At 65.0% G+C, this 25,578-nt stretch carries 24 protein-coding genes; 2 read left to right on the forward strand and 22 right to left on the reverse strand.

Annotated elements, in window-relative coordinates; all coding sequences use genetic code 11:
• Window positions 1-28: 28 nt before the first annotated feature.
• The 22 genes from AC6CH3_RS18510 to dinB form a co-directional block, all read right to left on the reverse strand.
• Window positions 29-955, reverse strand: a complete 927-nt coding sequence (locus AC6CH3_RS18510) for an RluA family pseudouridine synthase (protein WP_498133809.1) — start codon at window positions 953-955, stop codon at window positions 29-31.
• A complete protein-coding gene (lspA, locus tag AC6CH3_RS18515) occupies window positions 948-1,520 on the reverse strand; it encodes a signal peptidase II (RefSeq protein WP_498133810.1) in 573 nt (190 codons plus the stop codon). The genes AC6CH3_RS18510 and lspA overlap by 8 nt, the downstream gene beginning before the upstream one ends.
• Before the next feature lie 84 nt (window positions 1,521-1,604).
• The gene (locus AC6CH3_RS18520) at window positions 1,605-2,297 is read right to left on the reverse strand and encodes a DivIVA domain-containing protein (RefSeq protein WP_498133811.1); all 693 of its coding nucleotides are present in this window, start codon (window positions 2,295-2,297) and stop codon (window positions 1,605-1,607) included.
• A gap of 169 nt (window positions 2,298-2,466) precedes the next feature.
• Window positions 2,467-2,754 carry a YggT family protein gene (locus AC6CH3_RS18525; protein WP_498133812.1) on the reverse strand — a complete coding sequence of 96 codons (288 nt, stop codon included), beginning with the start codon at window positions 2,752-2,754 and terminating at the stop codon, window positions 2,467-2,469.
• Window positions 2,755-2,898: 144 nt separating this feature from the next.
• On the reverse strand, window positions 2,899-3,426 hold the full coding sequence (locus AC6CH3_RS18530; RefSeq protein ID WP_498133813.1) for a cell division protein SepF: 528 nt from the start codon (window positions 3,424-3,426) through the stop codon (window positions 2,899-2,901).
• A 90-nt stretch (window positions 3,427-3,516) separates the two neighbouring features.
• Window positions 3,517-4,254 (reverse strand): YggS family pyridoxal phosphate-dependent enzyme, encoded by a 738-nt coding sequence (locus tag AC6CH3_RS18535; protein ID WP_498133814.1) that lies wholly within the window; start codon window positions 4,252-4,254, stop codon window positions 3,517-3,519.
• Window positions 4,247-4,939, reverse strand: a complete 693-nt coding sequence (locus tag AC6CH3_RS18540; protein WP_498133815.1) for a purine nucleoside phosphorylase YfiH/LACC1 family protein — start codon at window positions 4,937-4,939, stop codon at window positions 4,247-4,249. Before AC6CH3_RS18540 ends, AC6CH3_RS18535 begins: the two co-directional genes overlap by 8 nt.
• A 102-nt stretch (window positions 4,940-5,041) precedes the next feature.
• A complete protein-coding gene (gene ftsZ / locus AC6CH3_RS18545; protein ID WP_498133816.1) occupies window positions 5,042-6,277 on the reverse strand; it encodes a cell division protein FtsZ in 1,236 nt (411 codons plus the stop codon).
• 205 nt (window positions 6,278-6,482) lie between these two features.
• On the reverse strand, window positions 6,483-7,628 hold the full coding sequence (locus AC6CH3_RS18550; protein WP_498133817.1) for a cell division protein FtsQ/DivIB: 1,146 nt from the start codon (window positions 7,626-7,628) through the stop codon (window positions 6,483-6,485).
• Window positions 7,621-9,000, reverse strand: coding sequence for a UDP-N-acetylmuramate--L-alanine ligase (murC, locus tag AC6CH3_RS18555; RefSeq protein ID WP_498133818.1), 1,380 nt, complete (start codon window positions 8,998-9,000; stop codon window positions 7,621-7,623). Before murC ends, AC6CH3_RS18550 begins: the two co-directional genes overlap by 8 nt.
• Window positions 8,997-10,097 (reverse strand): undecaprenyldiphospho-muramoylpentapeptide beta-N-acetylglucosaminyltransferase, encoded by a 1,101-nt coding sequence (gene murG / locus AC6CH3_RS18560; protein WP_498133819.1) that lies wholly within the window; start codon window positions 10,095-10,097, stop codon window positions 8,997-8,999. The genes murC and murG overlap by 4 nt, the downstream gene beginning before the upstream one ends.
• 10 nt (window positions 10,098-10,107) lie before the next feature.
• The gene (ftsW, locus tag AC6CH3_RS18565) at window positions 10,108-11,505 is read right to left on the reverse strand and encodes a putative lipid II flippase FtsW (protein WP_498133820.1); all 1,398 of its coding nucleotides are present in this window, start codon (window positions 11,503-11,505) and stop codon (window positions 10,108-10,110) included.
• A 2-nt stretch (window positions 11,506-11,507) separates the two neighbouring features.
• Window positions 11,508-13,094 (reverse strand): UDP-N-acetylmuramoyl-L-alanine--D-glutamate ligase, encoded by a 1,587-nt coding sequence (gene murD, locus AC6CH3_RS18570; protein ID WP_498133821.1) that lies wholly within the window; start codon window positions 13,092-13,094, stop codon window positions 11,508-11,510.
• Complete coding sequence (gene mraY / locus AC6CH3_RS18575) at window positions 13,076-14,185, reverse strand: phospho-N-acetylmuramoyl-pentapeptide-transferase (protein WP_494035286.1); 1,110 nt, start codon at window positions 14,183-14,185, stop codon at window positions 13,076-13,078. The genes murD and mraY overlap by 19 nt, the downstream gene beginning before the upstream one ends.
• The gene (locus tag AC6CH3_RS18580; protein ID WP_498133822.1) at window positions 14,182-15,651 is read right to left on the reverse strand and encodes a UDP-N-acetylmuramoyl-tripeptide--D-alanyl-D-alanine ligase; all 1,470 of its coding nucleotides are present in this window, start codon (window positions 15,649-15,651) and stop codon (window positions 14,182-14,184) included. The genes mraY and AC6CH3_RS18580 overlap by 4 nt, the downstream gene beginning before the upstream one ends.
• A 6-nt stretch (window positions 15,652-15,657) precedes the next feature.
• A complete protein-coding gene (locus AC6CH3_RS18585; RefSeq protein ID WP_498133823.1) occupies window positions 15,658-17,331 on the reverse strand; it encodes a UDP-N-acetylmuramoyl-L-alanyl-D-glutamate--2,6-diaminopimelate ligase in 1,674 nt (557 codons plus the stop codon).
• A gap of 85 nt (window positions 17,332-17,416) precedes the next feature.
• Window positions 17,417-19,219, reverse strand: coding sequence for a peptidoglycan D,D-transpeptidase FtsI family protein (locus tag AC6CH3_RS18590; RefSeq protein ID WP_498133824.1), 1,803 nt, complete (start codon window positions 19,217-19,219; stop codon window positions 17,417-17,419).
• Between the two features lie 47 nt (window positions 19,220-19,266).
• Window positions 19,267-19,923 (reverse strand): cell division protein FtsL, encoded by a 657-nt coding sequence (ftsL, locus tag AC6CH3_RS18595; RefSeq protein WP_498133825.1) that lies wholly within the window; start codon window positions 19,921-19,923, stop codon window positions 19,267-19,269.
• Window positions 19,920-20,918, reverse strand: a complete 999-nt coding sequence (rsmH, locus tag AC6CH3_RS18600) for a 16S rRNA (cytosine(1402)-N(4))-methyltransferase RsmH (RefSeq protein WP_498133826.1) — start codon at window positions 20,916-20,918, stop codon at window positions 19,920-19,922. The genes ftsL and rsmH overlap by 4 nt, the downstream gene beginning before the upstream one ends.
• A gap of 167 nt (window positions 20,919-21,085) precedes the next feature.
• Window positions 21,086-21,514, reverse strand: a complete 429-nt coding sequence (gene mraZ, locus AC6CH3_RS18605; RefSeq protein WP_078028973.1) for a division/cell wall cluster transcriptional repressor MraZ — start codon at window positions 21,512-21,514, stop codon at window positions 21,086-21,088.
• Window positions 21,515-21,850: 336 nt separating this feature from the next.
• Window positions 21,851-22,222 carry an SCO2097 family morphological protein gene (locus tag AC6CH3_RS18610; protein ID WP_498133827.1) on the reverse strand — a complete coding sequence of 124 codons (372 nt, stop codon included), beginning with the start codon at window positions 22,220-22,222 and terminating at the stop codon, window positions 21,851-21,853.
• A 288-nt stretch (window positions 22,223-22,510) separates the two neighbouring features.
• On the reverse strand, window positions 22,511-23,758 hold the full coding sequence (gene dinB, locus AC6CH3_RS18615) for a DNA polymerase IV (protein WP_498133828.1): 1,248 nt from the start codon (window positions 23,756-23,758) through the stop codon (window positions 22,511-22,513).
• Between the two features lie 76 nt (window positions 23,759-23,834).
• Between dinB and AC6CH3_RS18620 the strand changes: the two genes are divergently transcribed.
• Together AC6CH3_RS18620 and AC6CH3_RS18625 are read left to right on the forward strand one after the other, a co-directional pair.
• The gene (locus AC6CH3_RS18620) at window positions 23,835-24,368 is read left to right on the forward strand and encodes a hypothetical protein (protein WP_498133829.1); all 534 of its coding nucleotides are present in this window, start codon (window positions 23,835-23,837) and stop codon (window positions 24,366-24,368) included.
• On the forward strand, window positions 24,365-25,459 hold the full coding sequence (locus AC6CH3_RS18625; RefSeq protein WP_498133830.1) for a polyprenyl synthetase family protein: 1,095 nt from the start codon (window positions 24,365-24,367) through the stop codon (window positions 25,457-25,459). Before AC6CH3_RS18620 ends, AC6CH3_RS18625 begins: the two co-directional genes overlap by 4 nt.
• Window positions 25,460-25,578: the final 119 nt, after the last annotated feature.

Raw genomic sequence — 25,578 nt, forward strand, 5'->3', positions numbered from 1 at the left:
CGGCGGACGGGCAGCCCCCGAAGCGGGTTCAGGCCCGGCCGGATTCCAGGACCTGCAGCGCGTAGGCCAGATCTTCCGGGTATTCGCTGGTGACGGTCACGCGTTCCCCCGTCCTCGGGTGGTCGAAGCCGAGCTGCCGGGCGTGCAGCCACTGCCGGGTCAGGCCAAGGGTTGCGGCGAGACGCGGGTCGGCGCCGTACGTGAGGTCACCGGCACACGGATGGCGCAGCGCCGCGAAGTGGACCCGGATCTGGTGCGTTCTGCCCGTTTCCAGGTGCACTTCCACCAGGGTGGCCTTTCCGTAGGCCTCGAGGACCTCGTAGTGGGTGACTGACGGCCGCCCGTCTTCGATGACGGCGAAGCGCCAGTCGTGGTCCGGATGTCGGCCGATCGGCGCGTCGATGGTCCCCTGCAGGGGGTCCGGGAGGCCCTGGACCACGGCGTGATAGACCTTGTCCACGGTGCGTTCCTTGAAAGCACGCTTCAGCGTGGTGTAGGCCGGCTCCGTTTTGGCCACGACCATGACTCCGGACGTGCCGACGTCGAGCCGGTGGACAATGCCTGCCCGCTCAGCGAATCCTGACGTGGACACGCGGTACCCGGCGCCTGCCAGCCCTCCGACCACGGTGGGACCCACCCAGCCCGGAGACGGATGGGCTGCCACCCCTACCGGCTTATCGACGACCACAAAGTCGTCGTCGTCCAGCAGTATCTTCAGGCCTTCCACAACTTCCTCCACAATTTCCAGGGGGTCCCGCCGCTCCGGGACCGTCACGTGGAGCACTGTGCCCGACGCGAGCTTGGCGGACTTACCCACCTTTTTGCCGCCGCTGAGGACATTGCCTTCGGCGATGAGGGTGGCCGCCTGCGACCGGGACACGCCCATCAGCTTGGCCAGCCCGGCATCAACCCGGCTGCCGTCCAGTTCCTCCGGCACTACCACGCGTTCAGACATCCTTGCCTCCATCCCGCTTGGCTGCCGCGTGACGCGATCCGTCCAGGCCGATGCCGCGCAGCGTGAGCAGGCAGATAATGACCACCGAGGACACAACGGCCGAGTCCGCGATATTGAAGATCGCGAAATTGGGCAGCTGGATGAAGTCGATGACGTGGCCCATGGCGAAGGAGGGCTCGCGGAACAGCCGGTCGGTCAGGTTGCCAAGGGCGCCGCCGAGCAGGAGGCCCAGTGCCACTGCCCACCACGCGGAACCAAGCCTGCGCAGCTGGAACACGATGGCGACGGAGACAGCCACCATGATGATGGTGAAAACCCACGTCACGTTCTCCCCGATGGAAAAAGCGGCGCCGGAATTGCGGATGTAGTACCAGTGCAGCAGCGGGGGCAGCACGGGGATCCGTTCCCCTTCCACCATCGTGCTCGTCACCCACAGCTTGGTGAGCTGATCGAACACGTACGCGAAGACAGCCAGCCCTGCGAACAGGGAGAGGAGCACCGCCCGACGGGGCCGCGGGCGAGGGGAGGCTGGATGGGCTGCGTCGGCGGCGAGTTCGTCAGTCATGGTGCTTTCATTCGGGAAGCGTTCTTCTTAATCACAAAAGCCGGCGGCCGAGGAACCCTCAGCCACCGGCTTTCAGAATACGTGCTAAACGGCGGCGTTGCTTTCGCCGACCTCGGGTGCTGCGACGGAGCCGCGGGCGTCCAGGTCGCGCAGCTGGCCTTCGATGTAGGCCTTCAGGCGTGAGCGGTAGTCCCGCTCGAAGCCGCGGAGCTGCTCCACCTTGCGTTCGAGGACGGAGCGCTGCTGCTCGAGGGCGCCAAGGATCTTCCGGGACTTCTCCTGGGCGTCGTTGACGAGGCTGCTGGCTTCGATCTGTGCTTCGGCAATGATCTTGTCGCGCTGTTCCTGGCCATCGGCGACGTGGCGGTCGTGCATCTGCTGCGCCATGGCAAGCAGCCCAGCGGCGGAGTCGGATACGTTGCCTCCGGCGGCAGCGGGAGCCTGGGTGGCAACAGCAGCAGCCTGCTCCGCTTCCTTCTTCTTGGCAAGCTCGGCGGCCTTTGCTTCGGCTTCTGCCTTCGCGCGCGATTCGTCCTTGTCGGCCTTGGCGGGGGCGGGAACCTTCTCAACGACCGGTGCCACTGTTGTGGCCGCCGCGGCGGTTCCGCTGCCACCTTCGGCGAGCTTCTTGCGAAGTTCGTCGTTTTCCTGGTTCAGGCGGCGCAGTTCAACGACGATCTCGTCCAGGAAGTCATCAACTTCGTCCTGGTCGTAGCCTTCGCGGAACTTGGTCGGCTGAAAGCGCTTGTTGACAACGTCTTCTGGCGTCAAAGCCATCTGGTCACCTCGTTGGTCTAGTTAGTCAGTAGGCCTTCCGGCCGTTCAAAACTACGGTACCTAAATATGGTCTGGTTCCTCTAATTCAACACGTTGTGTCAAACCGGAGATTTCCGCGCGATCGGCCACCCGTTCAGGAACGGCCATCGTGCTGCAAGCTGCTGTGGAACTATGCGAAGGACCTGGCGATAGCCATCGCGATGCTGAGGGCGATGAACAACACCAGGAAGCCAAGGTCGAGCGAGACGCCACCAAGCCGCAGCGGCGGAATGACGCGGCGGAGAACTTTCAGCGGCGGGTCCGTGACCGAGTACACCGCATGGGCGGTCACAAGCGCCATGCCCCGGGGGCGCCATTCACGGGCAAACATCTGGACCCAGTCAAACACGAGACGCACGATCAGTGCGACGAACACGAACAGCAGGACGATATAGACGAGCCCGAATATTAGTCCCATGAGCTAACCCATATCTCCATGTTCATTCCGGATGCCGTGGCGTCCTGTCAGTCTGACCTCAATGCTGCACCAGTATTTCAGCACAATTACTATTTCAACACGGATGCCAGGCAGGTGTCCCTGCCTGGCATCCGACGGGCTTGGTTAGCTCTGGTTGAAGAAGCTGGCGGTGGTCTCGCTGGCCTTCTTGTCATCACCGATGACTTCAATGTACGACGGCGACAGCAGGAAAACCTTATTGGTGACACGCTCAATGCTGCCGCGGAGGCCAAAGACCAGTCCCGCGGAGAAGTCCACGAGCCGCTTGGCGTCCGCCTCGCCCATGTCCGTGACGTTCATGATGACGGGGATGCCGTCCCTGAAGCTTTCACCGATGAGTTTGGCGTCGTTGTAGGAGCGCGGGTGGATCGTGGTGATCTGCCGCAGTCCGGTGGTCTCTTCGCGGCTCGAAGCCGCACGCTTAATAGGTGTCACGGGTGCGCGGTATTCCTCTTCGGCGACGGGTGGCGCTTCACGGACGACCTCGCGGACGGGCGCCGGGGCACGGCGCTCCTCGCGGTCAGGCTCCATTTGGTCCTCATCCTTTTGCTGGGTGGAAAGCTCAGACTCGTAGTGCTCTTCGCCATCGGCGAGCCCAAGATAGATCATTGTCTTGCGCAGAGCGCCGGCCATGGTCGACTCCTAATCGTGTCCGTAAGCGGGCCGCCCAAATAAAGACTGACAGCATTGGAATCCCCGCCATTCACTTCCAATACTCAGACGCTATCGCACCGCCGGGCGCGATCCGAGAATATCCGAACCGATTCTGAGGTGTGTCGCGCCGAAACGGATAGCTGCTTCCAGGTCCTGGCTCATGCCTGCGGAAACCGCCACGGCGCCGGGGTGGCCACCCTTGAGCCGGGCCGAAATGTCCGCAAGTTTGGCGAAGGCGTGGTCGGGGTCGGCCCCCAGCGGGGCCACCGCCATGACACCGGCCAGCCGAAGGCCTGGGGCTTCTTCCAGCCGGTCAGCCAGGAGCGGAACGTCAGCAGGCGCGGCCCCGCCCCGGTGCGCCGCTTCGTCGTCGTCCAGGCTCACCTGGATGAAACAGTCCAGGATGTCCCGTCCTGATCTTTCCTGCTCTGCGGCCATCGCCTTGGCGAGTGACTCCACGAGTTGCGGACGGTCCACGGAGTGGACGGCGTGAGCGTACCGGACCACGGTCTTCGCCTTCTTGCTTTGCAGTTGACCCACGAAGTGCCACCGAACATCCAGCCCGCTCAGCAACGCCGCCTTCTGGGAGGCCTCCTGGTCCCTGTTCTCCCCGAAATCCGAGACCCCCAATGAGGCCAGCCTGCGGACATCGTCGGCGGGATGGTACTTGGACACAACGATAAGCCGCGGCGGGTCGTCGGTCCGGCCGGCGGCAGCGGCGGCGTCGGCAATCCGGAGCCGTACGGCATCCAGCCGCTGCTTCAGCTCACGCATCCGGGCATCGGTTTCCGGCATAGCCTCACTCATGGGACCACACCAGGCCCGCGAACCGTCCTGCTTGACGGTCCCGCCGATACGAGTAGAGCGCTTCCGTCTCCAGTGTGCAGGGTCCACGGTATTCGACCGGCACGCCCAGGGATTCGAGTTGGTTCGCCGCACCGCGCGGCAGATCAAGCGCGGCGGTTCCCCAGCTGGTGGTGGACCAGGCGGACGGCACGACGGCGGCAACGTCGTCCCGCAGCCCGTCCGGAACTTCGTAGCACTGGCCGCAGATTGACGGCCCCAGCCAGGCGCGAACATCCCGCGCGCCCGATGCCTGCATCTGCTCCACCGCAGCGGGGATCACCCCTGAGGCCAGGCCCGGACGCCCGGCGTGAACCACGCCAAGCACGGGGCCGCCAGCGCCGGAGTTACCCACCAGCACCATCGGAATGCAGTCGGCAACCATCACCGCCAACGGCAGCGTGCGGGACACCATCGCATCCGCCGTGGGGGCAACAGCCGCCGAGTCCACCGTGGCCACTTCATTGCCATGAACCTGGTTCATGTACTGGAACCGGCGGGGCGCAATGCCGGCAGCAGCGTCCAGATGATCGCGTCGCCGCATAACAGACGGGGCGTCGTCGCCCACGTGCAGGGCAAGATTGCCCGCCTGTGTGTCGGTGAACGCCACAGACACCCCGGGCAGGACTTCAGCACGCCACAGAAACAATCAGAACACCAACAACAATCAAAACACCAACAATCAAGAGAACTTCAGCAAGGGGCGCCGGACGGCAGTGCCGTCCGGCGTCCGCCTGCTGCAGGAAGGACCCTACTTCAGGAAGTCCGGAACATCCAGGTCATCGGAGCGGCCCCCGGAGAGGTCCGGTTCCACCACCGACGGAAGGTCGACGTCGAACCCCGAGTCTGCGGGGACTGCAGACTGACGCTGCTGGCCCCAGCTGCCCAGGCCGGCGGCCCCGACTCCGGCGTGTACCGGCTGGACGTGGACCTGCGGCTGGCTGTTCGACGGCGCCGGGCTCGACGGCGCGGACGCCGGAACCGCCGGACGCTGCGTGGCGGCCTGCGGCTGCGACTGGTCCATGGACGGCGATGTGGCCTTGACGTCGTCGAAGCCGGCAGCGATCACAGTTACGCGGGCTTCATCCCCGAGGGCGTCGTCGATCACGGCACCGAAGATGATGTTGGCTTCGGGGTGTGCCACTTCCTGGACCAGGCGGGCGGCCTCGTTGATCTCGAACAGGCCAAGGTCGGATCCGCCCTGGATCGAGAGCAGCACGCCGTGCGCACCGTCGATGGAAGCCTCAAGCAGCGGCGATGCGATGGCGAGTTCGGCCGCTTTGACCGCCCTGTCCTCACCGCGGGCGGACCCGATGCCCATGAGGGCCGATCCGGCGCCCTGCATGACGGACTTGACGTCGGCGAAGTCGAGGTTGATCAGGCCGGGGGTGGTGATCAGGTCGGTGATGCCCTGGACACCGGACAGCAGGACCTGGTCGGCGGACCGGAACGCGTCCAGGACTGAGACGTTGCGGTCGCTGATGGACAGCAGGCGGTCGTTGGGGATCACGATCAGCGTGTCCACTTCATCACGGAGGGCGTCGATGCCGGCCTCCGCGGAGCCTGCACGGCGGCGTCCCTCGAACGTAAACGGACGTGTCACCACACCAATGGTCAGGGCTCCGAGGGAACGCGCAATGCGTGCCACCACCGGCGCTCCGCCAGTGCCCGTGCCACCGCCCTCGCCGGCAGTAACGAAGACCATGTCTGCCCCGCGGAGCACTTCCTCGATCTCGTCAGCATGGTCCTCGGCAGCCTGCTTGCCGACCTCCGGATTGGCTCCGGCACCAAGCCCGCGTGTCAGTTCGCGTCCGACGTCAAGCTTGACGTCGGCATCGCTCATCAGCAGCGCCTGGGCATCGGTGTTGATCGCGATGAATTCGACACCGCGGAGACCCACCTCGATCATGCGGTTGACTGCGTTCACGCCACCGCCGCCGATGCCGACGACCTTGATGACGGCCAAGTAATTCTGCGGAGCTGCCACGTTACGTGTCCCTTGTTCGTGTCCTGTTGCGAAATCTGATGGAGTCGAGCTTGAAGCGCTGAACCTTAACCTTCGAGTTGAAGGTTATAGTTATGTCAAGTAACTCATGTCTGTGACGCTATTTCCTATGCTTCGTACATTCAATAACCGACCCCGCGTGTCGGACTAATCACGGCGAAATACGGCGTGTCAGCCTGTCATGGAGTCAGCGCGTCACGGGGTGCCGGGGCACACTGACGTCGTAGACCTTCACGGGGTTGGCCGGGTCCGCGGGAACCTTCAGCAGAGCCTCCAGCACCCGTGCCTTCAACTCCCGCTCCCCCTCGTTGCCCCAAATGATCATCTGGCCGTCCACCAGCTTCAGTTCAACCGCATCCACCGATTTAGCTGAAGCGTTGGAGAGCTTGGCAAGAACGCTGGCCGGCAGGGCGCCCAGCACGGCTGTGGTGGCTTGGAAGAGGTCTTTGCCGATCGCACCGGCGCCGCCGTCGATGACCGGCAGCTTCACGTTTGCGGGATCTGCCGTGGCGGTCAGGCGCACCCCCTCCACGTCAACCAGCATGTACTCGGCGCCGCGCTTGACGAGTGCCACCGGAACACGCTCGTGGACCTGGACCACCAGCTCGGAGGGCGGACGGGCCTGGGTGGTCACCGACTTGATCTGGACGAGAGGCTTGAGCAGCCTTTCGACGTCCCCGTCATTCACCTGTGGCAGCGGCGTGCCTTCAAGCGGCTTGAGGGCGGCCTGGACCTGAGCAGGCTTAAGCAGCTTAGTACCGCTCACCGTCACCGTTTTGACGGCCAGCACAGGCGAGTAGACGGCGGCCACGATCAAGCCGGCGACAAGAGCGGCCACAACGCATGCCGCCATAATGGCATTGCGCCTGAGCCGCCTGCCCTTGGGCTCCGGAAAGGCGAGGACGTTGTCCTGGTCTGCGCTGTCCTGGCCTGCCCTCTTCTGATTTGCACTGTTTCGTCCTGCACCGGCGGTGTCGGGCGATGCCTTTTGTTCCGCGCCTTTGCGCCACGGTCGCTGAGCGGTGGCCAGAACGGCCTGGATCCGGCTCTGCCGCTCCGCCGGGTTATTCGGCCTCCGGTCCTGCCGGGTTGCTTTCCTGGGCTCCGGGGCGCGTTTCCGGGGCTCCGGGCCGGGTTTCCTGGGCTCCGGGCCGGGTTTCCTAGGCTCCGGGGCGGGGGCTGGTGCGCTCTTGGAGGCGGTGATCACTCGCGGCTGCGCGTCCTTATGGGTGTCCGGCGTCTTGGCCCGGTCTGCGGACCCGGCCGGCTTTCCGGACCCGGCTGGCTTTCCGGACCCTACGGGCCGGTAGGTGGGGCGGCGGGTACTAGCCACCGAGCGACACCACGATGAGGGGGCCGTATGCGGTCACGTCGCCGGCGCCGGCCGTCAGGATGATGTCGCCGGGCTGCGCAACAGCAGACATGGCCTCCACCGCTGCCTGCCCTCCTGCAACCAAGCGGCCGCCCTCCCCCAGGTGCCGGGTGATGAGCGCGCTCGTCACTCCGGGGATGGGGTCCTCCCTCGCCGGATAGATGTCCAGCACCAGGGCCGTGTCAGCCGTGTTGAGTGCCTCGGCGAAGTCCTCGGCAAATTCACGGGTCCTGGAAAAAAGGTGGGGCTGGAACAGGACATGGACCTTGTGGTCCCCTGCCACCGAGCGTGCGGCGGCGAGGGCGGCCCGCACCTCGGTGGGGTGGTGGGCGTAGTCGTCGTACACCCGCACTCCCCTGGCCTCACCCTTGAACTCAAACCGCCGCGACGCGCCCGAGAAACCTGCCAGCGCCGACGCCGCAGACTTCGGCTCCACGCCAAGCTCCAGAGCAACAGCCATTGCGGCAGCGGCGTTGAGCGCATTGTGCCGGCCGGGAACCTGCAGCGACAACGGAAACTTCCCCGCCGCCGTCGTGACCGCCACGTTGCCGGGGCCGCCGTCGGACAGCCGGATGTCAGCCTCATCAGAGGTGCCGTACAGCACAACACGGGTGTTGCCGCGCTCCGTGGTGCGCCGGGCCAGTGCCAGCGCCCCGGCGTCGTCCGCGCAGGCGACCAGCACGCCGTCTGCCGGCAGCAGCGCAGTGAACAGATCGAAGGACTCGTACACCGCCTCGGCAGTGCCATAGTGGTCCAGGTGGTCCGGCTCGACGTTCGTGACAACGGCGATCTGCGGGCGGTAGTTCAGGAAGGACCCGTCGGACTCGTCGGCTTCGGCCACGAACACCTTGGACGAGCCGTTCGCCGCATTGACACCGAGCGCCGGAACGTTGGCCCCGATGGCGAATGACGGGTCCAGGCCCGCGCCCTGGAGCAGCACGGCAATCATAGACGTAGTGGTCGACTTGCCGTGTGTGCCAGCCACGGTGACCACGAGGTCGTCACCCATGGTGGCCGCCAGCGCCTCTGATCGGTGCAGAACCGGCAGCCCCGCTGCCTTGGCCGCGGCGAGTTCGGGATTATCAGCCCGGATGGCGGAGCCCGCCACCACTGTCTGGGCGTCCCCGAGGTTCGCCTCATCGTAGCCAACGGCCACTGTGGCTCCGGCTGCGGCGAGGTCTGCCATGACGGGCAGGTCCTTGGCATCCGAACCGCTGACAGGCACGCCCCGGGCGACCATGATCCGGGCAACGGCGGACATGCCGACACCGCCGATGCCGATGAAATGCACGCGGCCAAGCGCGTCCTGGCGAAGTGTGCCGTTGCTGGTCATGTGGATACCGCTTCCAGTACGAGACCGGCCATGAGCCGGTCGGCATCCCTGATGCCAAGGTTTTCTGAGTTCGCTCCCATGGCTTCGAGCCGGGACCGGTCGGTCAGGAGCGGAATAAGCCGCGACTTGACCCACTCCGGAGTAAACTCGCGGTCCGCCACCAGCAGTGCGCCGCCGGCCCGCACCAGCCCGTCGGCATTGAGGGCCTGCTCGCCGTTGCCGATGGGCAACGGCACGAAGACTGCAGGAACGCCGACGGCGGCGGCCTCGCTGACCGTCGCCGCACCGGCACGGGCAAGCAGAAGGTCCGCGGCGGCATACACCGACTCCATGCCGTCGACATATTCGAGCTGCCGGTAGCCCTCGCCCTGCAGCACGTTCCCGTCACTGTCCTCCACCGTTTTGCCGCGCCCCGTGATGTGGAGGGTCTGGATTCCGGCTTCTGCCAGGGCCTCGAGGGACGCCGCCACCGTTCGGTTGATGCTCTGGGCGCCGGACGATCCGCCCGTCACGATAAGTACCGGCTTTTCGGGCCGCAGCCCCAGCGCCGTGAGGGCACTTTCGCGGGCCGTCGATCTGACCATGGCGGAGATTTCCCGGCGCATGGGCATGCCTACATGGCGGGCGTGCCGCAGTGGCGTGCCGGCGAATGCCACTGCAACGTGCCTGCTGAAGAGGGCACCGACCCTGTTCGCGAGGCCGGGACGGGCGTTGGCTTCGTGGATGACGATCGGAATTTTCCGCCGCCAGGCCGCCAGGTACATAGGCGTGCAGACGTAGCCGCCGACTCCCACCAGGACGTCAGCCCCGGCGTCGTCCAGAATGCGCCCGGCCTGCTTTACAGCGCCCGCCAGCCGGCGGGGCAGCCGAAGCAGATCCGCGGAGGGCCGCCGCGGGAACGGGACGCGGTCAATGGTGGCCAGGTCGAGCCCGGCGGCCGGAACCAGCCTCGTCTCCATGCCGGTGGACGTTCCCACCGCGAGGAGCCTCGCGTCGGGGCGGGCCTCGCGGATGGCGGAGGCAATGGCCAGCAGCGGATTGATATGGCCCGCCGTTCCACCGCCGGCGAGGACCACGGACAATGAGTCGGTTTTCATCAGGTGCTGTTTACGCTTTCGTACGGGATTTCTTGCGGCCGGGCTTCCAGAGCGAAGGCAGCAGTTTCCGGGGCCGGAGGTTGGGTGCCATCTGCACCCGGGCCAAGGACAACACTACGCCGATTGCACAGAGTGACATGAGCAAGGCGGACCCGCCATAGGAAATGAAGGGCAACGGGACGCCGATGACCGGGACCAACCCTGTGACCACTGCCATGTTGACCGTGGCCTGGCCCAGAAGCCACACCATGATGGTGCCGGCAAGGACCCGGTGGAACAGGTCCTCCTGGGCCACGACCACTCTGTAGATTGCCGCACCAAGGATGGCGAACAGGAGCAGTACGACGACGGTCCCCACCAGCCCGAGTTCCTCGCCGATGATGGCGAAAATGAAGTCGTTGTGGGCTTCCGGTATCCAGCTGTATTTTTGCCGGCTCTGACCAAGCCCGACCCCGAACCAGCCGCCGGAGGCCAGCCCGTAGAGGCCGTTGGTTGACTGGTAATTGGCGTCGGTGCCGTCCCCGCAGCTCTGCCCCGTCCACCACGAGGTGATGCGGCACATGCGGTTGGAGCTTGTCATGGCCATGACGGCCGTGGCGATGACGGCAGCTACGGCAGCGAAGCCAAAGAGGTAGAGGCGTACACCGGCGAAAAACAGCGCGGCGGCCATGACCATCATGATGATCATGCCGGTGCCCAGGTCGTTTCCTGCGAGGACGAGCCCGATAATGCCGAGAGCCACCGGCACGACAGGAACCACTGCGTGCTGCCAGCGGTGAATCAGCTTCGACTTCTTCGCGAGGACTGTGGCCATCCAGAGGGCCAGGGCGAGCTTGGCAGCCTCCGAGGGCTGAAGCGTGAAGAACCCGCCGACTTCGATCCAGTTCTTGTTGCCGTTCACGCTCGTGCCGATCAGCAGCACCAGCCCCAGCAGGGCATAGGCGACGATGATGCCCGCCCACGCAAGCCGTTTCAGCCAGACCACGTTGATCCGCGACAGCATGAACATCAGGAAGACGCCGATGCCAGCGAACAGCCCCTGCTTGAGGGCGGCCGAGTACGGCGATTCTCCCGCTGCAATGGCCTCCACGCTGGACGCGGAGAGCACCATCATGATGCCGATGGCTGTCAGGGCAAGGGTGGTTCCGAGAATGAGGTAGTACGTGGAGCCGTTGCGGGATTTGCCGCTTCCTTCCAGGGCAGACCAGAAGCCCCGGTATCCCCGCAGCAATTTGGCCGGCAACGGCGTTCGCGGCGCAGAGCTGCCGGAGGGCGCGTTGCCGGAGGGCGCGTTACCGGCCGGCCTGTTGCCGGAGGACGAGTTACCGGGGCGCCTGGAGGCAGCCCCGCGGATGGTCTCCGCCGTCCGCGGCCGTGCCGCCGCGGGACGTGTGGGCGTGCTGACCATTCTTACTCCTTGCCGGTCTGAGCCTGCCCTTCCACGAGCTCGCGGACTGCTTCGATGAAGGCGTCGCCACGGTGAGCGTAGGAAGAGAACTGATCCATGGACGCAGCCGCCGGGGCCATGAGCACAGTGTCACCAGAGGTGGCGATCTGTGCTGCTGAAGCGACGGCCTGTGCCATTACAGCCTCGCCGGACTCGGATGGGGACGGCGCGGCGTCGTGACCGGTTCCGGCAGACTGCACATTTTCAGTGTCGCCCGTGGCCGGCCGGATGACCGGCACATCCGAAGCGTGTCGCCGCAACGACTCTTCCAGGGACGCAGTGTCCTTGCCGATGAGCACCACAGCCTTGAGCCGGTCAGCGTGCGCGCTGACGATTTCGTCATAGCTGACGCCCTTGGAGAGGCCTCCGGCGATCCAGACGACAGACTTGAAGGCGGACAGCGACGCGGCAGCGGCGTGCGGATTGGTGGCCTTGGAGTCGTTGATCCAGAGCACGCCGTTCTGCTTGGCCACGGGCTGGATACGGTGGCTTCCCGGGATGTAGGCCTTCAGCCCGAGGCGTACGTCTTCCGGGCTGAGCCCGTATGCCCTCACCAGCGCGGCTGCGGCCAGCGCATTCGCCACCATGTGGCGCGGGGCCACGGGGCCAAGATCAGCCATCGATGCGAGTTCCGCGGCACTGTCCTTGCGTTCCGCGATGAAGGCGCGGTCCACCAGCAGGCCCTCGACGACACCCAGCATGCTGATGGCGGGGGTCACAGTGGTGAACCCGATGGCCCGGCAGCCCTCGACGACGTCGGCATCCTCCACCATGCGCTCGGTTTCGATCTGCTCGGCGTTGTAGATGCAGGCCTTCTGCGTGTGTTCGTAGATCTTAGCCTTGTCAGCCAAGTAGTCCGTGTACGATCCGTGCCAGTCCACGTGGTCCTCGGCGACGTTGAGGCAGACGCTCGCCACAGCGGAAACGGACTCGCACCAGTGGAGCTGGAAGCTGGACAGCTCCACCGCGAAAACGTCGTACTCGACGGGGTCCCGGAGGGCGTCCAGAATGGGCGTGCCCACGTTGCCCACGGCAATGGCTTTCAGCCCGGCCGCCTTCAGCATGGACTCGGTCAGGCCGACCGTCGTCGTCTTTCCGTTGGTGCCGGTGATGGTCAGCCAGTCCGCCGTCTTGCGGCCTTCCCGGACGCGCAGCCGCCAGGCGAGCTCCACGTCGCCCCACACGGGGATATGGGCGCGTGAGGCGGCGGCGAGCAGTGCCTGGTCCGGCCGCCAGCCCGGCGATGTGACGATCAGGTCCGGCTTCATGCCGTCGATTTTCGGCACCGTTCTTACGGCGTCATCGCCGAGCAGGACGTCTGCCGCGCCCACGATCCTCAGCGTGTCCGCCTTGGACTTGGCCGTTTCCGACGTCGAGCCGTCCACCACCACCACACGGGCACCCAGTTCGATGAGGGTATCCGCCGCGGCGAAGCCTGAAACGCCGATGCCGGTGACCACCACGCGCAGCCCTGCCCAGTCGGAGTCCCAGCTGACGAGGTCTTTCAGCCTGGCCGTTCCGGTTTCGATGCTCACAGCAGGACCACCCATTCTGCGTAGAAGATGCCCAGACCCGCAGCGACGAACAGGCCTCCCAGGATCCAGAAGCGGACGACGACGGTGACTTCGGCCCAGCCCTTGAGTTCGAAATGGTGCTGGAGCGGCGCCATCTTGAAGAAGCGCTTTCCCTTGGTGACCTTGAAATAGCCCACCTGGATTATGACCGACAGGGTGATGAGCACGAACAGTCCGCCAATGAAAGCCAGCAGCAGTTCGGTGCGTGACAGGATGGCGAAGCCGGCGATGGCGCCGCCGATTGCCAGGGACCCGGTGTCGCCCATGAAGATCTTGGCCGGTGACGTGTTCCACCACAGGAAGCCCACCAGCGCCGCGCTCATGATGGCGGCCAGGAGCGCAAGGTCAAGGGGGTCCCGCACGGAGTAGCAGCCGCTTCCGGCCTGGCGGGGAGAGCCGCAGGCCTGGTTGCTCTGCCAGATGCCCATCAGCGTATAGGCGCCGAACACCATGACCGAGGCCCCGGCGGCGAGTCCGTCCAGGCCGTCGGTGAGATTGACGCCGTTGGTTGCTGCCGTGACGATCAGGTTTGACCAGACGACGAAGAGAATCGCACCGAGGACTGTGCCGCCAAAGGCCAGGTCCAGCCAGGGAATGTCGCGGACCAGGGAAATCTTGGTGGACGCGGGCGTAAGCCCGTCCGGATCGGGGAAGTAGAGTGCCAGGACGGCGAAGATAATGCCCACCGCGCCCTGCAGGATCAGCTTGGCTTTGGCGTTCAGGCCGAGGCTGCGCTGCCGTGAAATCTTGATGAAGTCATCCAGGAAACCCACGAGGCCCATGCCCACCATCAGGAACAGCAGGAGCAGCGCCGAGGCCGATGGTCCTGCCGACCGCGGGTTCATCATCCACATGATGAGGTGCGTCAGTCCGTAGCTGATGAGCACAGCCGTGACCACCACGGTTCCGCCCATGGTGGGGGTGCCGCGCTTGGTGTGGTGCGACGTCGGTCCGTCGTCCCGGATGAACTGGCCATAGCTCTTTCGGACCAGTAGACGGATGAACAGCGGAGTGCCGACCAATGCCATCAACAGGGCCAGGCCAGCGCCGATCAATAGTGCAATCACAGCAGCTCGCTCCCTTCATTGGCACTTGCTCGGGATTGTCGGGGTAATGCTATCCGATCGCCCAGGTGGCGCAGTCCGACCGAATTCGAGGACTTGAACAGCACCAGGTCGCCGGGTTCCAGCTGGGCTTCGAGCACGTCGTAGGCCTCGTCCGCGGTTTCGGCAAAGATGCATTCCTCGCCCCAGGAGCCTTCCTGGATGGCCGAGACATACAGCGGACGCGCCTCCCGCCCCACCACCAGCAGGCGTGAGATGTTCAGGCGCACCACCTGGGTGCCCACGGCGGTGTGCTCCCGGATGGAGTCGTCGCCCAGTTCCAGCATGGCCCCGAGGACGGCCCAGGTGCGGCGCCCGCGGCCGAGGTCGGCCAGTGTCCGGAGCGCGGCACGCATCGATTCCGGATTCGCGTTGTAGGCGTCGTTGATGATGGTCACGCCGTCCGCCCGCTCGGTGCGTTCCATGCGCCAGCGGCTGGCGGCCGACTGGGAGCTGAGGGATGCGCCGATCCGTGCCGCAGGGACGCCGGCGGCGTGCGCTGCGGCCGCCGCGGCGAGCAGGTTGGCGACGTGGTGCTCACCGATGAGCCTGCTGCTGACGTGGACAGGCTCCTCCCCCGGCAGTCCGAGGTCGAATTCCGGATGGCCGTCGGCGTTGATGTCCAGGTTCAAAGCCCTGGCAGCCGGGCCGTCTGAAGCGGCGCCCCGGGATGAAAAACCGAACACGGCGGCCTGGGTGCGGCCGGCCATGGCTGCCACCCGAGGGTCGTCCAGGTTCAGGACAGCCGTGCCCGCAGCCGGCAGCGCTTCGACGAGCTCCCCTTTGGCGGTCGCGATGTTCTCCACCCCGCCGAATTCGCCGGCATGGGCCGTGCCCACGCCCAGTACGACGCCGATTTCCGGGCGGACCATTTCGCTGAGATAGCTGATGTGCCCGATGCCGGTGGCGCCCATTTCGATGACGAGGAACCGGGTGTCGAAGCCTGCCTGGAAGACCGTGAGCGGCACACCTACTTCACCGTTGTAGGATCCCTGCGGGGCCACGGTGTTGGCCTCCGTTGACAGGATGCCGGCCAGGAGGTCCTTGGTGGTGGTCTTGCCCGCAGAGCCGGTGATGCCGATGACCGTCAGCTGTTCGCCTGCCGCCTCGCGGCGTGCCCTGATCCGCCGGACCGCTTCAGCTGCCAGTGCGCCCATGGCCAGCACGGCGTCCTTTACGACAACAGCCGGGTAGCTCTTTCCGGCGGAGTCGGTGACTTCGCGTTCGGCCAGTGCCAGCACGGCACCTCGGTCAAAGGCCGCCGCCATGAAGTCATGCCCGTCCGCGTTTTCGCCGGGCTTTGCCACGTAGAGGGAGCCGCTGCTGGCCTCGCGGGAGTCGGTGACCACCGACGTGGGGGTGAGCTCGGGATCGGCAACGAGCAGGCCGCTGGTGATTTCGGCGATTTCCGCCGCAGTAAATGCAATCATGTCGGTCTAGGACTCTATCCGCTCGTCTTCAAGAACGGTGAATCCCCGTGCCGTCAAGGCCTTCCGGAGTTCCACCCTGTCGTCGAGGGCAAGGTTCACACCCTTGACCTCCTGCCACACTTCATGGCCGCGTCCGGCGACGAGGATGGTGTCCCTGGCCGATGCCAGTTCAACTGCTCTCCGGATCGCCTCGTCGCGGGGGAAAACTTCCAGGATTTGGCAGTCGAGCCGCTCGGACTCCTTGGCGTCCGTGGCACCGACCAGCACATCCGACCGGATAGCCGCCGCGTCCTCGTCATGCGGATCGTCGTCGCTGACTATTACGACGTCGGCGAGCCGGGCCGCGATGGCGCCCATGGATGGACGCTTGCCCTGGTCCCGCTGGCCGGTGGCGCCGAAGACCACGATGACGCGCGACGCCGGGTCAGTGGAGCGGACGGCCTCCAGCGCCCGGGCCAGGGCGTCCGGGTTGTGCGCGAAGTCGACCACCGCAGCGGGTGCGGCCGATACGAGCTGCATCCTGCCGGGCACGGCCACGGTGAAGGGATCGCTGGCATCGAGCGCCGCCTGCACTTCGGCCGGATCGGCGCCGCCGGCCAGCACCATCGCCAGTGCAAGGGCGGCGTTGGACACGTTGAAGCTGCCGGGGAGACCGGTATGCACCCGGAGCTCCACACCTGTGCTGCCCCGCAATGTGAACTCAGTGCCGAGGCCACGGGGCCGTGGCTCGGTGACGGTCCAGTCCGCGCCGCTGGCTGCGGGACCGGACGCGCCGTCCACGGCGTCAATCGGCAGGGTTGACAGTGTGGTGACCGGCAGATCCGCTTCGGCGGCGAGACGGCGTCCCCATTCGTCGTCGACAGTTACGACGGCGGCGCGGGCGCGCTCCAGGGTGAACAGTTCCGCCTTGGTGCGGAAGTAGTCCTCCATGGTGCCGTGCAGGTCAAGGTGGTCCTGGGTCAGGTTGGTGAACCCGACGACGTCGAAGACCACGCCGTCAACGCGGCGGAACGAGACCGCATGCGAGGACACTTCCATGGAGGCTGCATCAAGCCCCCGTTCACGCATGAGGGCGAGCAGGGCGTGCACGTCGGTGGATTCCGGCGTCGTCAGGAGGCTGGGGATCGGGTCCCCGCCGGCCACGATCTCGATGGTGCCGATCAGCCCCGTTCTTTTGCCGAGGGCCTGAAGCAGGGAATTGACGAAGTATGTGGTGGTGGTCTTGCCGTTGGTGCCGGTGACACCGAAAAGCGCCGGCGACGGGCCGCCGTCCGCGGCCTGGCTGCGGTAGATCAGCCCTGACAGGCGACCAACAACCGCCCGGGGCTCATCCACCACAAGCACCGGAACGGAAATAGCAGGCGCCAGCGCCAGGAGCCGTGCGCCGGCGTCGTCGGTCAGCACGGCAACGGCGCCGGACTCAATCGCCGTGGCGGCAAAGTCCGCGCCGTGGCGTGCGGAACCCGGCAGCGCCACATAGAGATCGCCCCGCTCCACCGTCCGGGAATTCAGGGAGATCCCGGTAACCTGGACATCCGCCGCATCTCCTGGCACGGTCAAGCCGATCCACCGGCCGATGGCCCCCAGCTCTATTGCGGCGACGGCCGAGGGCCGGAACCCGCCGGGGGAACCCTGCCCGTTCGGGGCATCGGCAGTGCCGGGGGCGTTGTGCTCAGACAAAGTGGATCTCCGTGGGTACTAGTGGACCAACGGGCACGGCAGAACGAAGCGTTCACGTGCACCGCGGTCTTGGAAAGCGGGTTTACTACTTGGCGAACTGCGGCAGCTTGACCGGTTGCCCCTTGGACGGCGGAACGTTGTACGTTCGCAGTGCCTGGCTCATGACCGAACGGAACACGGGACCGTTGGTGATGCCGTAAATGGAACCTTTGGGCCGCTGCAGGACCACCTCAACAATAAACCGCGGATCGTCCATCGGCGCCATTCCCACCATCGAGGCCGTGTAGCCGCAGAAACCCGCCGTGCCATCATCACACGGCGATTGCGACGTTCCGGTCTTGGCACCGACACGGTAGCCGTCGATGGCCGCTTCCTTGATCTGGCCCTCGGTGACGGCACTTTCGAGGATGTCCCGGACCTGCTTGGCCGTCTCCTGGGACACCACCTTCCTGGCAGGCTTCGCCGGGACTTTCTCCTCGGTTCCGTCGGGATTGATGTAACTGTCGATGAGGCGCGGCTGGAGCATCATTCCGTCATTGGCGATGGACTGGTACGCCCGCACGGTCTGGAGCGTTGACTGGGATACGCCCTGGCCGAAGAGCACCGTGTACTGCTGGCGGCCATCCCACTGGTCGGGCGGCGTCAGGATGCCTTTGGCCTCTGCAGGCAAGCCGATGTCAGGAGCCTCGCCTATGCCGAATTTCTTCAGCCAGTCATAACGCTGTTCCTTGGTCAGCCGCTGGCCCGCCATGACCGTTCCGGTGTTCATGGACCATCCAAGGATGCCGGCAAGGGTGCGTTTTTCGGTTCCGTGGGAGAAGGAGTCATCGAACTGCTGGCCGTCCACCACGTAGGAAGGCGGGATGACGAAGGTGTCAAGTGGCTTGGCCTTGCCCTCTTCGATGACTGCGGCGGCGGTGATCATTTTCTCCACGGAGCCTGGCTCATAGGCCGCCGTGACTGCCCGGACGCCGCGGTCCTCAGCCGCCACCTTTCCGGGGTCGTTGGGATCCGGTGCATCGGTATCCGCCATGGCAATGATGTTGCCGGTCTTCACGTCGGAGACGATGATGGTGCCCCATTCCGCGCTTAGCTTGTCCGCCTGGCTTTGAATGGCCTGCTGCGCGAAATACTGCAGGTCGGAGTCGAGGGTGAGCTTGACGTCCTTGCCGTCCTGCGCCGGTGTCAGCTGGTCCACGCCCACCGGAATGCGGAGGCCGTCGGCGCCGATCTCGAAGAGCCGTTTCCCGGGTGTTCCCCTGAGAATGGCGTCCTGAGTCTGCTCCAGGCCCGCCTGTCCGGTGTCACCGTTCTCCAGGAACCCGACGATGCCACCGGCCACAGATCCGTTCGGGTAGACGCGTTTGCTGGTTCCTTCGGAGAAGATGCCCGGGATCTGCAGTTTGGACACCCGGTCTTCTACGTCCGGTTTCAGGTCCTTGGCCACGATGTAGTACGTCTTCTTGCCTGTGACGGCGTTCCGGACGTCATCGACGTCCATGCCCAGGACGGCGGCCAGTTCCGAGATCCCCTGGTCACGGGAAACCGTAACCAGTTCGTCCTCGCCGTTCACGGTCTCAAGCCGCTTGAAGGACTCCGTCTTGGTGTTGACCGCCTGGTCCACGGTGATGTTGTAGCGGATCACGCTGTTGGCCAGCACCGTCCCGTTGGCGTCCACGATGCTGCCCCGTTCCGCGGGCAGCACGGTGGGCCGCAGCCGGTTGCTCAAAGCAGCTTCGGCCATTCCGCCAACGTCCAGACCCTGGACCAGGAAGAGCTTTCCGCCCACCACCAGCAGCAACGCCAGCATGATACTGAGTCCCAGGCGCAGCCGCTTGGTAGCGTTCGGGACTTTCTGCCTGCTTGCCTTGCCTTGCGCCACGATCATCCCTTACTGCTTGCCCTGCTGGCTGCCAGCCGCATCCGTTCTGCCAGTTACCGCCCCGGCGCCTTTTGTGCCGGAGCCGGGATGGTGCCTCCGTGGAGGACCGCTGCCGGCTTGCGGGCGGCGGGCGCCGCAGCCGGCGGCGCTGCAGCCACCGGCCCTGCCGCAACCTCTTCCGCAACCGGTTTCCGGCTTTCGAGCGGATCAGCAGTAGCGGCCGGCGGAACGACGTTGAGCTGGCCGGGAACTGCCGGTGCGGCGATTACCGCTCCGGCAGAGTCACCCTTGACAGCAGGCTTGGCCTGGCCGCTGACAGTGAGCGTGGACAGATCTATCTGCCCCTTCCCTGTGGAAGCTACCATTCCCAATTCTGACGCCTTGGCGGCCAGATTCTGCGGAGCTTCGAAGTTTTGGACCTGCTGTGTCAGATCCTGGTTCTGCTTGGTCAGCCTCGTCTGTTCGCTGCGCAGGCTCACCAATTGGTACTGCGCGGTGGAGACAGAGATGTTCAGCACAAGGACGGCGATCAGTGCCACGGCAAGCAAGCCAAAGCATAGGACCACGAACGGAGCACGGCGTTTCTTGGGAACGGACCGCACCACTGAGAGCGGCGTTCGCGCCTTGCGGACTCCAGACAGCCCGGAGTCGACGTCTCCGGCACTGTGGCCTGACGCAAGGGTGTAGGTCTTGACAGCTGCGGTGCTCATGCGGCTCTCCTGGCTCTGATGCGTTCCACGGCGCGCAGCCGGGCGGATGCTGCGCGCGAATTCTCCGCGATCTCGACGGCGGTAGGCACCTCGGTGCCTTTGGTAAGGGTCTTGAGTTCGGGCTTGTGTTCTTCGAGCTCCACTGGGAATCCCAGCGGCGCCGATGACTTGGAACGCGCCTGGAAGACGCTTTTTACGATCTTGTCTTCCAGCGAGTGGTAGGACATGACGACTAACCGGCCGCCCAGCGCAAGGGCTTCCACCGCTGCGGGGACTGCCCGTTCGAGGACGTCGAGTTCCTCGTTGACCTCGATCCGCAGCGCCTGGAACGTCCGTTTGGCAGGGTGTCCTCCCGACTTGGCGGCGCCGGCGGGGACAACTGCCCGGATCTGCTCCACCAGTTCCCCGGTGGTGGCAAACGGCTTGTCCGCCCGGGCCGTGACAATCCTGTTGGCGATGCGGCCCGCGAATTTCTCCTCGCCCCACTTCCGGATGATCCTGACGAGCTCCTCTTCGCTGTAGTTGTTGACAACATCGGCCGCGGTCTGCCCGCGGCTGGTGTCCATCCGCATGTCCAGGGGCGCGTCAAACGAGTAGGCAAAGCCACGCTCACGCTCATCGAGCTGCAACGAGGAGACGCCGAGATCCATCAGCACGCCGTGGACCTCAGAAATGCCGAGGTCCTCGAGGACTTCGGCGATCTCGTCGTAGACGGCATGGACGAGGTCCGTGCGGCCGGCGAACGGCTTCAGCCTCTCGCCGGCAAGGGCGAGTGCCTCTTCGTCGCGGTCGATGCCCACAAGATGCAGATCAGGGAAGCGCTGCAGCATCGCTTCCGAGTGCCCGCCCATCCCCAGTGTGGCGTCGATGACCACCGGAGTTTCTCCGCGCAGGCGTCCTGCTTCGAATCCCGGAGCCAACAGATTGATGCACCGGTCTTTCAGGACCGGCACATGGCGTTCGGACGTAGGTTTGGCGGGGTCGTGTTCGTTCATGCCTTCGTCCTTCCTGCTTGCCGCGGGGTGTTCGCTTCTTAAGTCAGATCCCCATCCGCGCCTATCCCCGTATCCGCCTGGCTCCGGGGAAGTGAGCCAGGAAGACGGTTGGATGGGCGGCTGGAGATCTCATTCAAGAAACAGATTCGGATGCTGCGCGCCGGTACTCAGAGAATGCCGGCGATGGGGTTGTCAGTTTCGGAGAAGGAGGTTTCCTTCTCCGCCAGGTACACATTCCAAGCCTGGGCATCCCAGATCTCAGCGCGGGTACCGGCGCCGATGACGGCCAGCTCCCTGCCGAGGCCTGCGTACTCCCGAAGGGCAGGAGGGATAGTCACCCGCCCTTGCTTGTCAGGTACCTCGTCCGAGGCTCCGGAGAGAAAGACACGAATGTAGTCACGAGCCTGTTTGTTGGAGATGGGAGCCTCCCGGATCTGCTCGTGAACCCTCGCGAATTCCTGCTCACTGAAGACGTAGATGCAGCGCTCCTGGCCTCGCGTGAGAACAAGTCCGCCGGCAAGCTCCTCACGGAACTTGGCGGGGAGAATAATCCGTCCCTTTTCGTCCAGCCGCGGCGAGTGTGTCCCCAGGAACACGTCCCCACCGCCCCTCTGCCGTCAGAAGCCGAACAACCCCCCGCGCTGCCACTACCCTCTTACATGCTCCACTTTACTCCACTTCCCCCCACAGTCAACGCGACGCGGGGAATAATCCGGCAATTGGAGAATCAATTTCCTTGTAATTCCGGGGCTCAGCAAAGGGGGTGGAAAGTGGAGGGAAAAATGCGACCTGGGTGGCCCCCTCGAGCTGATACTCCGAAAAGGACGGTTAAACGCCGATGGCCCGCCGGAGCGGGCCATCGTTTAGGCGCCAGGTGGTGGCAAGTGGAGGTGGTGCCAGGTGGAGGTGGTGGGAAGTGGAGGCGGCGGAAGTCAGGACTCTCCGCGGCGCCTTTCATCCCAGCGCTCTTCAAGACTGCTCATGAACGAGCTCTTGCCCTTGGACTTCTTTCCCGGACCACCGGCCTTAGCCTTGCCGCTGGAAGCACTGCGCATGGTGGCGAAGTACACACCCGCTCCCATGACGATGAATCCAAGGACACCCACGAAGATGTTCTGCATGGAAACCCCCACCAACAGGAGCAGGACTCCCGCGAGCGTCGCGAGTACGCCAATCACAATGTGCCGGGTGGACCATGTGCGGCCAGGATCCGAGCCCATGGAACTGGCGAACTTGGGATCGTCCTCATGCAGTTGCCTCTCGAGTTGCTCGAGCAGCTTCTGTTCGTGCTCCGAGAGCGGCATCACGACCTCCTTAAGTAGGCCAACGTCCGGACTGGTCAGGACCAGCTTTTCCTGCCTCGTCAACGACCGGCATGCCGTACAGGTTCCCGGCCCTCCATCATTGGCAGGTCCATGGATCCAAGCATACGGACGCGGGCGGGTCAGGTGATCCACACATGTCCAGACGTTCGAAATCTTTGTATCTCTAAGGATAGTTTGTTGGGCGGTGTTGTGAAAGACGCTGTCGTGTGCTGCGACGCCGAAATACGCTGAGAACTCAAGCAAAGAATCCGGCGCCCGGCCACCAGCTCAGGTCTGCTCCCGAGGCGTCCTGGGAGCGGCCGCTCCACCGTCCAGCAGCCGTGCCGGAAGGACCGATTTATGGCCGAATTTCTCCGCCACCCGGTCCAGCGCCTGCTCAGCCGCCCGCCAGTTGTCATCCCGCCGGTCCAGGCTCAATTGCAGCGATGTCTGCGCGGCAGGCTCGAGGTGCTCGGCGCGGACCCCTACAAGCCTGACTGACATGGACCGGCCCCCCAAGGACTCCAGCAGTTGGACGGTTGTGGCGTAGATCAGCTGCGCGCTGTCAACGGGAGTATGGACTGTCCTGCTCCGGGTTACCGTGGAGAAATCGGAGTAACGCAGCTTCAAGGCCACGGTCCGCGCTACCATTCCGGACGCCCGCAGGCGCTCCGCTGTCCGGTGGGACAGACGCAGCAGCTCTTTGTGGAGAAGTGCATCATCGGCGGTGTCCACGGCGAACGTTTCCTCCGCCCCGATGCTCTTCTCCAGCCTGACGGGGGTCACTGCCCGTGGATCGATGCCCCACGAGAGGCGGTGGACGTGCTCGCCCGTGGCACCCAAGACCTTCTTGAGTGACGCGACAGGAGTAGCGGCGACGTCGGCGACCGTCCGGATACCCATTCTCGCCAGTACATCCGCCGTCTTGGAACCGACGCCCCACAGTGCATTGACCGGCAGGCTGTGCAGATATGGCACTGTCTCCTCGGGCCGTATGAGCAGCAGGCCATCGGGTTTGCAGCGCGTGGAGGCGATCTTGGCAACGAACTTGCTGGCGGCAATGCCCACTGAAGCGGTGATGCCCAGTTCGCTGGCCACCCTTCGCCTGATAAGTTCCCCAATGGCCTGTGGCGGGCCCAGCCTGCGGATGGCTCCCCCGACATCAAGAAATGCCTCGTCCACGCTGAGCGGTTCCACAAGTTCAGTGATCGACTCGAAGATGGACATCAGCTGCCCGGACACTTCGTAGTAGAGCTTGTGACGTGGCTCGATGATGATTGCCTGCGGACACAGGCGGTGGGCCACGACCATTGGCATCGCAGACTTCACGCCGAATGCTCGTGCTTCGTACGAGGCGGACAGAACCACCGAGCGGTCCGCCGGAAATCCGACGATCACCGGCCTGCCACGCAGTTTCGGGCGTCCCCGCAGTTCCACGGAAACAAAAAACGCGTCCATATCCACGTGCAGAATACTGCAGCGCCGGAGCTCCCGAAGGCGCGCTTCGAATTGCTCTCTGTCCTGGTCCGGCACCACATCTGCAATCCTATGCCCTGGGGCTGACTAAACTGGAGGCTGGATCCGGCATCAAACCCCCAGGAGGAACACACCTGTGAAGGTCATTGGAACCCACATGCCTGCATGCCTCGGCCTGCTCGCTGCTGGCACTGTGATGGTGGTGATGTCCGCCTGTACTGCACCTGCGCCCGGGCCAGCCGCAGCCACTGAAGCTGCGGCACCCACTACGGCCTTGGCCCAGACAAGCACCACGGCGCCGCCCAGCCCGTCGGCATCTCCGGGCACCTCGGCCACGGTAGGCGCCGTCGTCGCAGGGTTCCCGCAGAAGCTGCTCCCGCTCATGCCGGGGGCCAAAGTCGCAGCGAGCAGCTTCGACAAGTCCTCCTCCCCCGCCACCGTCGCATTGGTGGGTTCCGTGGCCGCCAAGCCGGCCGCCGTCGTCGCGTTTTATACGAAAGCTCTCGAAGCGCAGGGATTCAAGGCCGTTCCGGGCAGCAAGGTTGGTGCGGTGGTCTCGAAGGACTTCGTCCGGGCGGGCAACGAGACCGTGAACCTTGCGGTTCCCGAAACGGCCGGAGTGTCCACGTTCACCATCGGCGCCAACGTGGCGCCTGAGTCCGTCAAGTGACGGTGGCCGAACAGCTCCGTGTGGAGCAGGCAGCCTTCGTAGCCGCCGTCGCGGGCAAGCTCACAGACTTCCTGACCACGAGGCACTCGGTGATGACGGCGATCTCGCCCGACATCGATCCCATCATGGGGTCGATCTCAAACCTTGTCACCGGAGGCAAGCGGCTGCGGGCCCTCATGTGCTACTGGGGCTGGAGAGGTGCGGGAGGACCGGCCGACGCCGATGATGTGATCACAGCCGGCGCGGCGCTCGAACTCTTCCAGGCCGCCGCGCTCATCCACGACGACATCATCGACCGGTCCGACACGCGGCGTGGAGGGCCCAGCGTGCACCGCCGGTTTAGCCAGCTGCACGAAAGCCAGGGCTGGGCCCTGGACAGCGAACGCTTCGGCCATGCAGCCGCCATCCTGGCCGGCGACCTCTGCCTGTCCTTCAGCGAGGAAGCATTCACGGACATCGGCCAGCAGGCGGCCTCAGGGAGCCGGGCACGGCTGATCTTCAACCTCATGCGTGCCGAGGTCATGGCGGGGCAGTACCTGGACATCCTGGAAGAGGTGGCCGGGCCGGTGCGGGACCGTGCGGGCGCCGTGAGCCGCGCCCAATCGATCATCCGGTTCAAATCGGCAAAGTACTCCACCGAACACCCGCTGGCCTTGGGCGGCGCGCTCGGGGGTGCCTCGGATGACCTTCTGCGCGGCTACTCCGCCTTCGCGCTTCCGCTGGGTGAGGCGTTCCAGCTTCGCGACGACGTCCTGGGCGTGTTCGGAGACCCTGTCACAACCGGGAAGCCTGCAGGAGATGATCTCCGCGAAGGCAAGCGCACAGTGCTCGTGGCTTTTGCCCTGGACATGTCCCTGCCCGAGGAATCAGCGTTCATCGATGCGAAGCTGGGGAGTCCTGACCTGGGCGAGGAAGACGTGGCGGAGATCCGCAGGATTATTGCGGACTGCGGGGCGCTGCACGCCACCGAGGTCCTGATCGAGGAGTTCGGAGCAGCCGCGTACGGCGCATTGGAGCTGCTCCCGCTGGACGACCTGTCCAAGACGGCACTGAGGAAGCTGGCCGAAGCAACGGTAAGCCGCGCATCTTAGATGCACTTTTGACTAGCTTGACTGGATAGGCCGCTGAAATGCGGGGCGGATTGTTCCGCCCCGCATTTCCTCTTAACGCTAACGTGCCGATGATTCCCAGCCGGCTGTTTAGCCGGGGA

Source organism: Arthrobacter sp. GQ119, from assembly GCF_059759125.1.

Bases quoted from the DNA above. Each gene is read 5' to 3' on its own strand.
- murC (WP_498133818.1), bottom strand. From the start codon at position 9,000: ATGACCAGCAACGGCACACTTCGCCAGGACGCGCTTGGCCGCGTGCAT.
- rsmH (WP_498133826.1), bottom strand. From the start codon at position 20,918: ATGAACGAACACGACCCCGCCAAACCTACGTCCGAACGCCATGTGCCG.
- lspA (WP_498133810.1), bottom strand. From the start codon at position 1,520: ATGACTGACGAACTCGCCGCCGACGCAGCCCATCCAGCCTCCCCTCGC.
- murG (WP_498133819.1), bottom strand. From the start codon at position 10,097: ATGAAAACCGACTCATTGTCCGTGGTCCTCGCCGGCGGTGGAACGGCG.
- AC6CH3_RS18530 (WP_498133813.1), bottom strand. From the start codon at position 3,426: ATGGCCGGCGCTCTGCGCAAGACAATGATCTATCTTGGGCTCGCCGAT.
- AC6CH3_RS18510 (WP_498133809.1), bottom strand. From the start codon at position 955: ATGTCTGAACGCGTGGTAGTGCCGGAGGAACTGGACGGCAGCCGGGTT.
- AC6CH3_RS18580 (WP_498133822.1), bottom strand. From the start codon at position 15,651: ATGATTGCATTTACTGCGGCGGAAATCGCCGAAATCACCAGCGGCCTG.
- AC6CH3_RS18525 (WP_498133812.1), bottom strand. From the start codon at position 2,754: ATGGGACTAATATTCGGGCTCGTCTATATCGTCCTGCTGTTCGTGTTC.
- AC6CH3_RS18520 (WP_498133811.1), bottom strand. From the start codon at position 2,297: ATGGCTTTGACGCCAGAAGACGTTGTCAACAAGCGCTTTCAGCCGACC.
- AC6CH3_RS18535 (WP_498133814.1), bottom strand. From the start codon at position 4,254: ATGAGTGAGGCTATGCCGGAAACCGATGCCCGGATGCGTGAGCTGAAG.
- AC6CH3_RS18610 (WP_498133827.1), bottom strand. From the start codon at position 22,222: ATGCCGCTCTCGGAGCACGAACAGAAGCTGCTCGAGCAACTCGAGAGG.
- ftsL (WP_498133825.1), bottom strand. From the start codon at position 19,923: ATGAGCACCGCAGCTGTCAAGACCTACACCCTTGCGTCAGGCCACAGT.
- AC6CH3_RS18590 (WP_498133824.1), bottom strand. From the start codon at position 19,219: ATGATCGTGGCGCAAGGCAAGGCAAGCAGGCAGAAAGTCCCGAACGCT.
- ftsW (WP_498133820.1), bottom strand. From the start codon at position 11,505: ATGGTCAGCACGCCCACACGTCCCGCGGCGGCACGGCCGCGGACGGCG.
- murD (WP_498133821.1), bottom strand. From the start codon at position 13,094: ATGGGTGGTCCTGCTGTGAGCATCGAAACCGGAACGGCCAGGCTGAAA.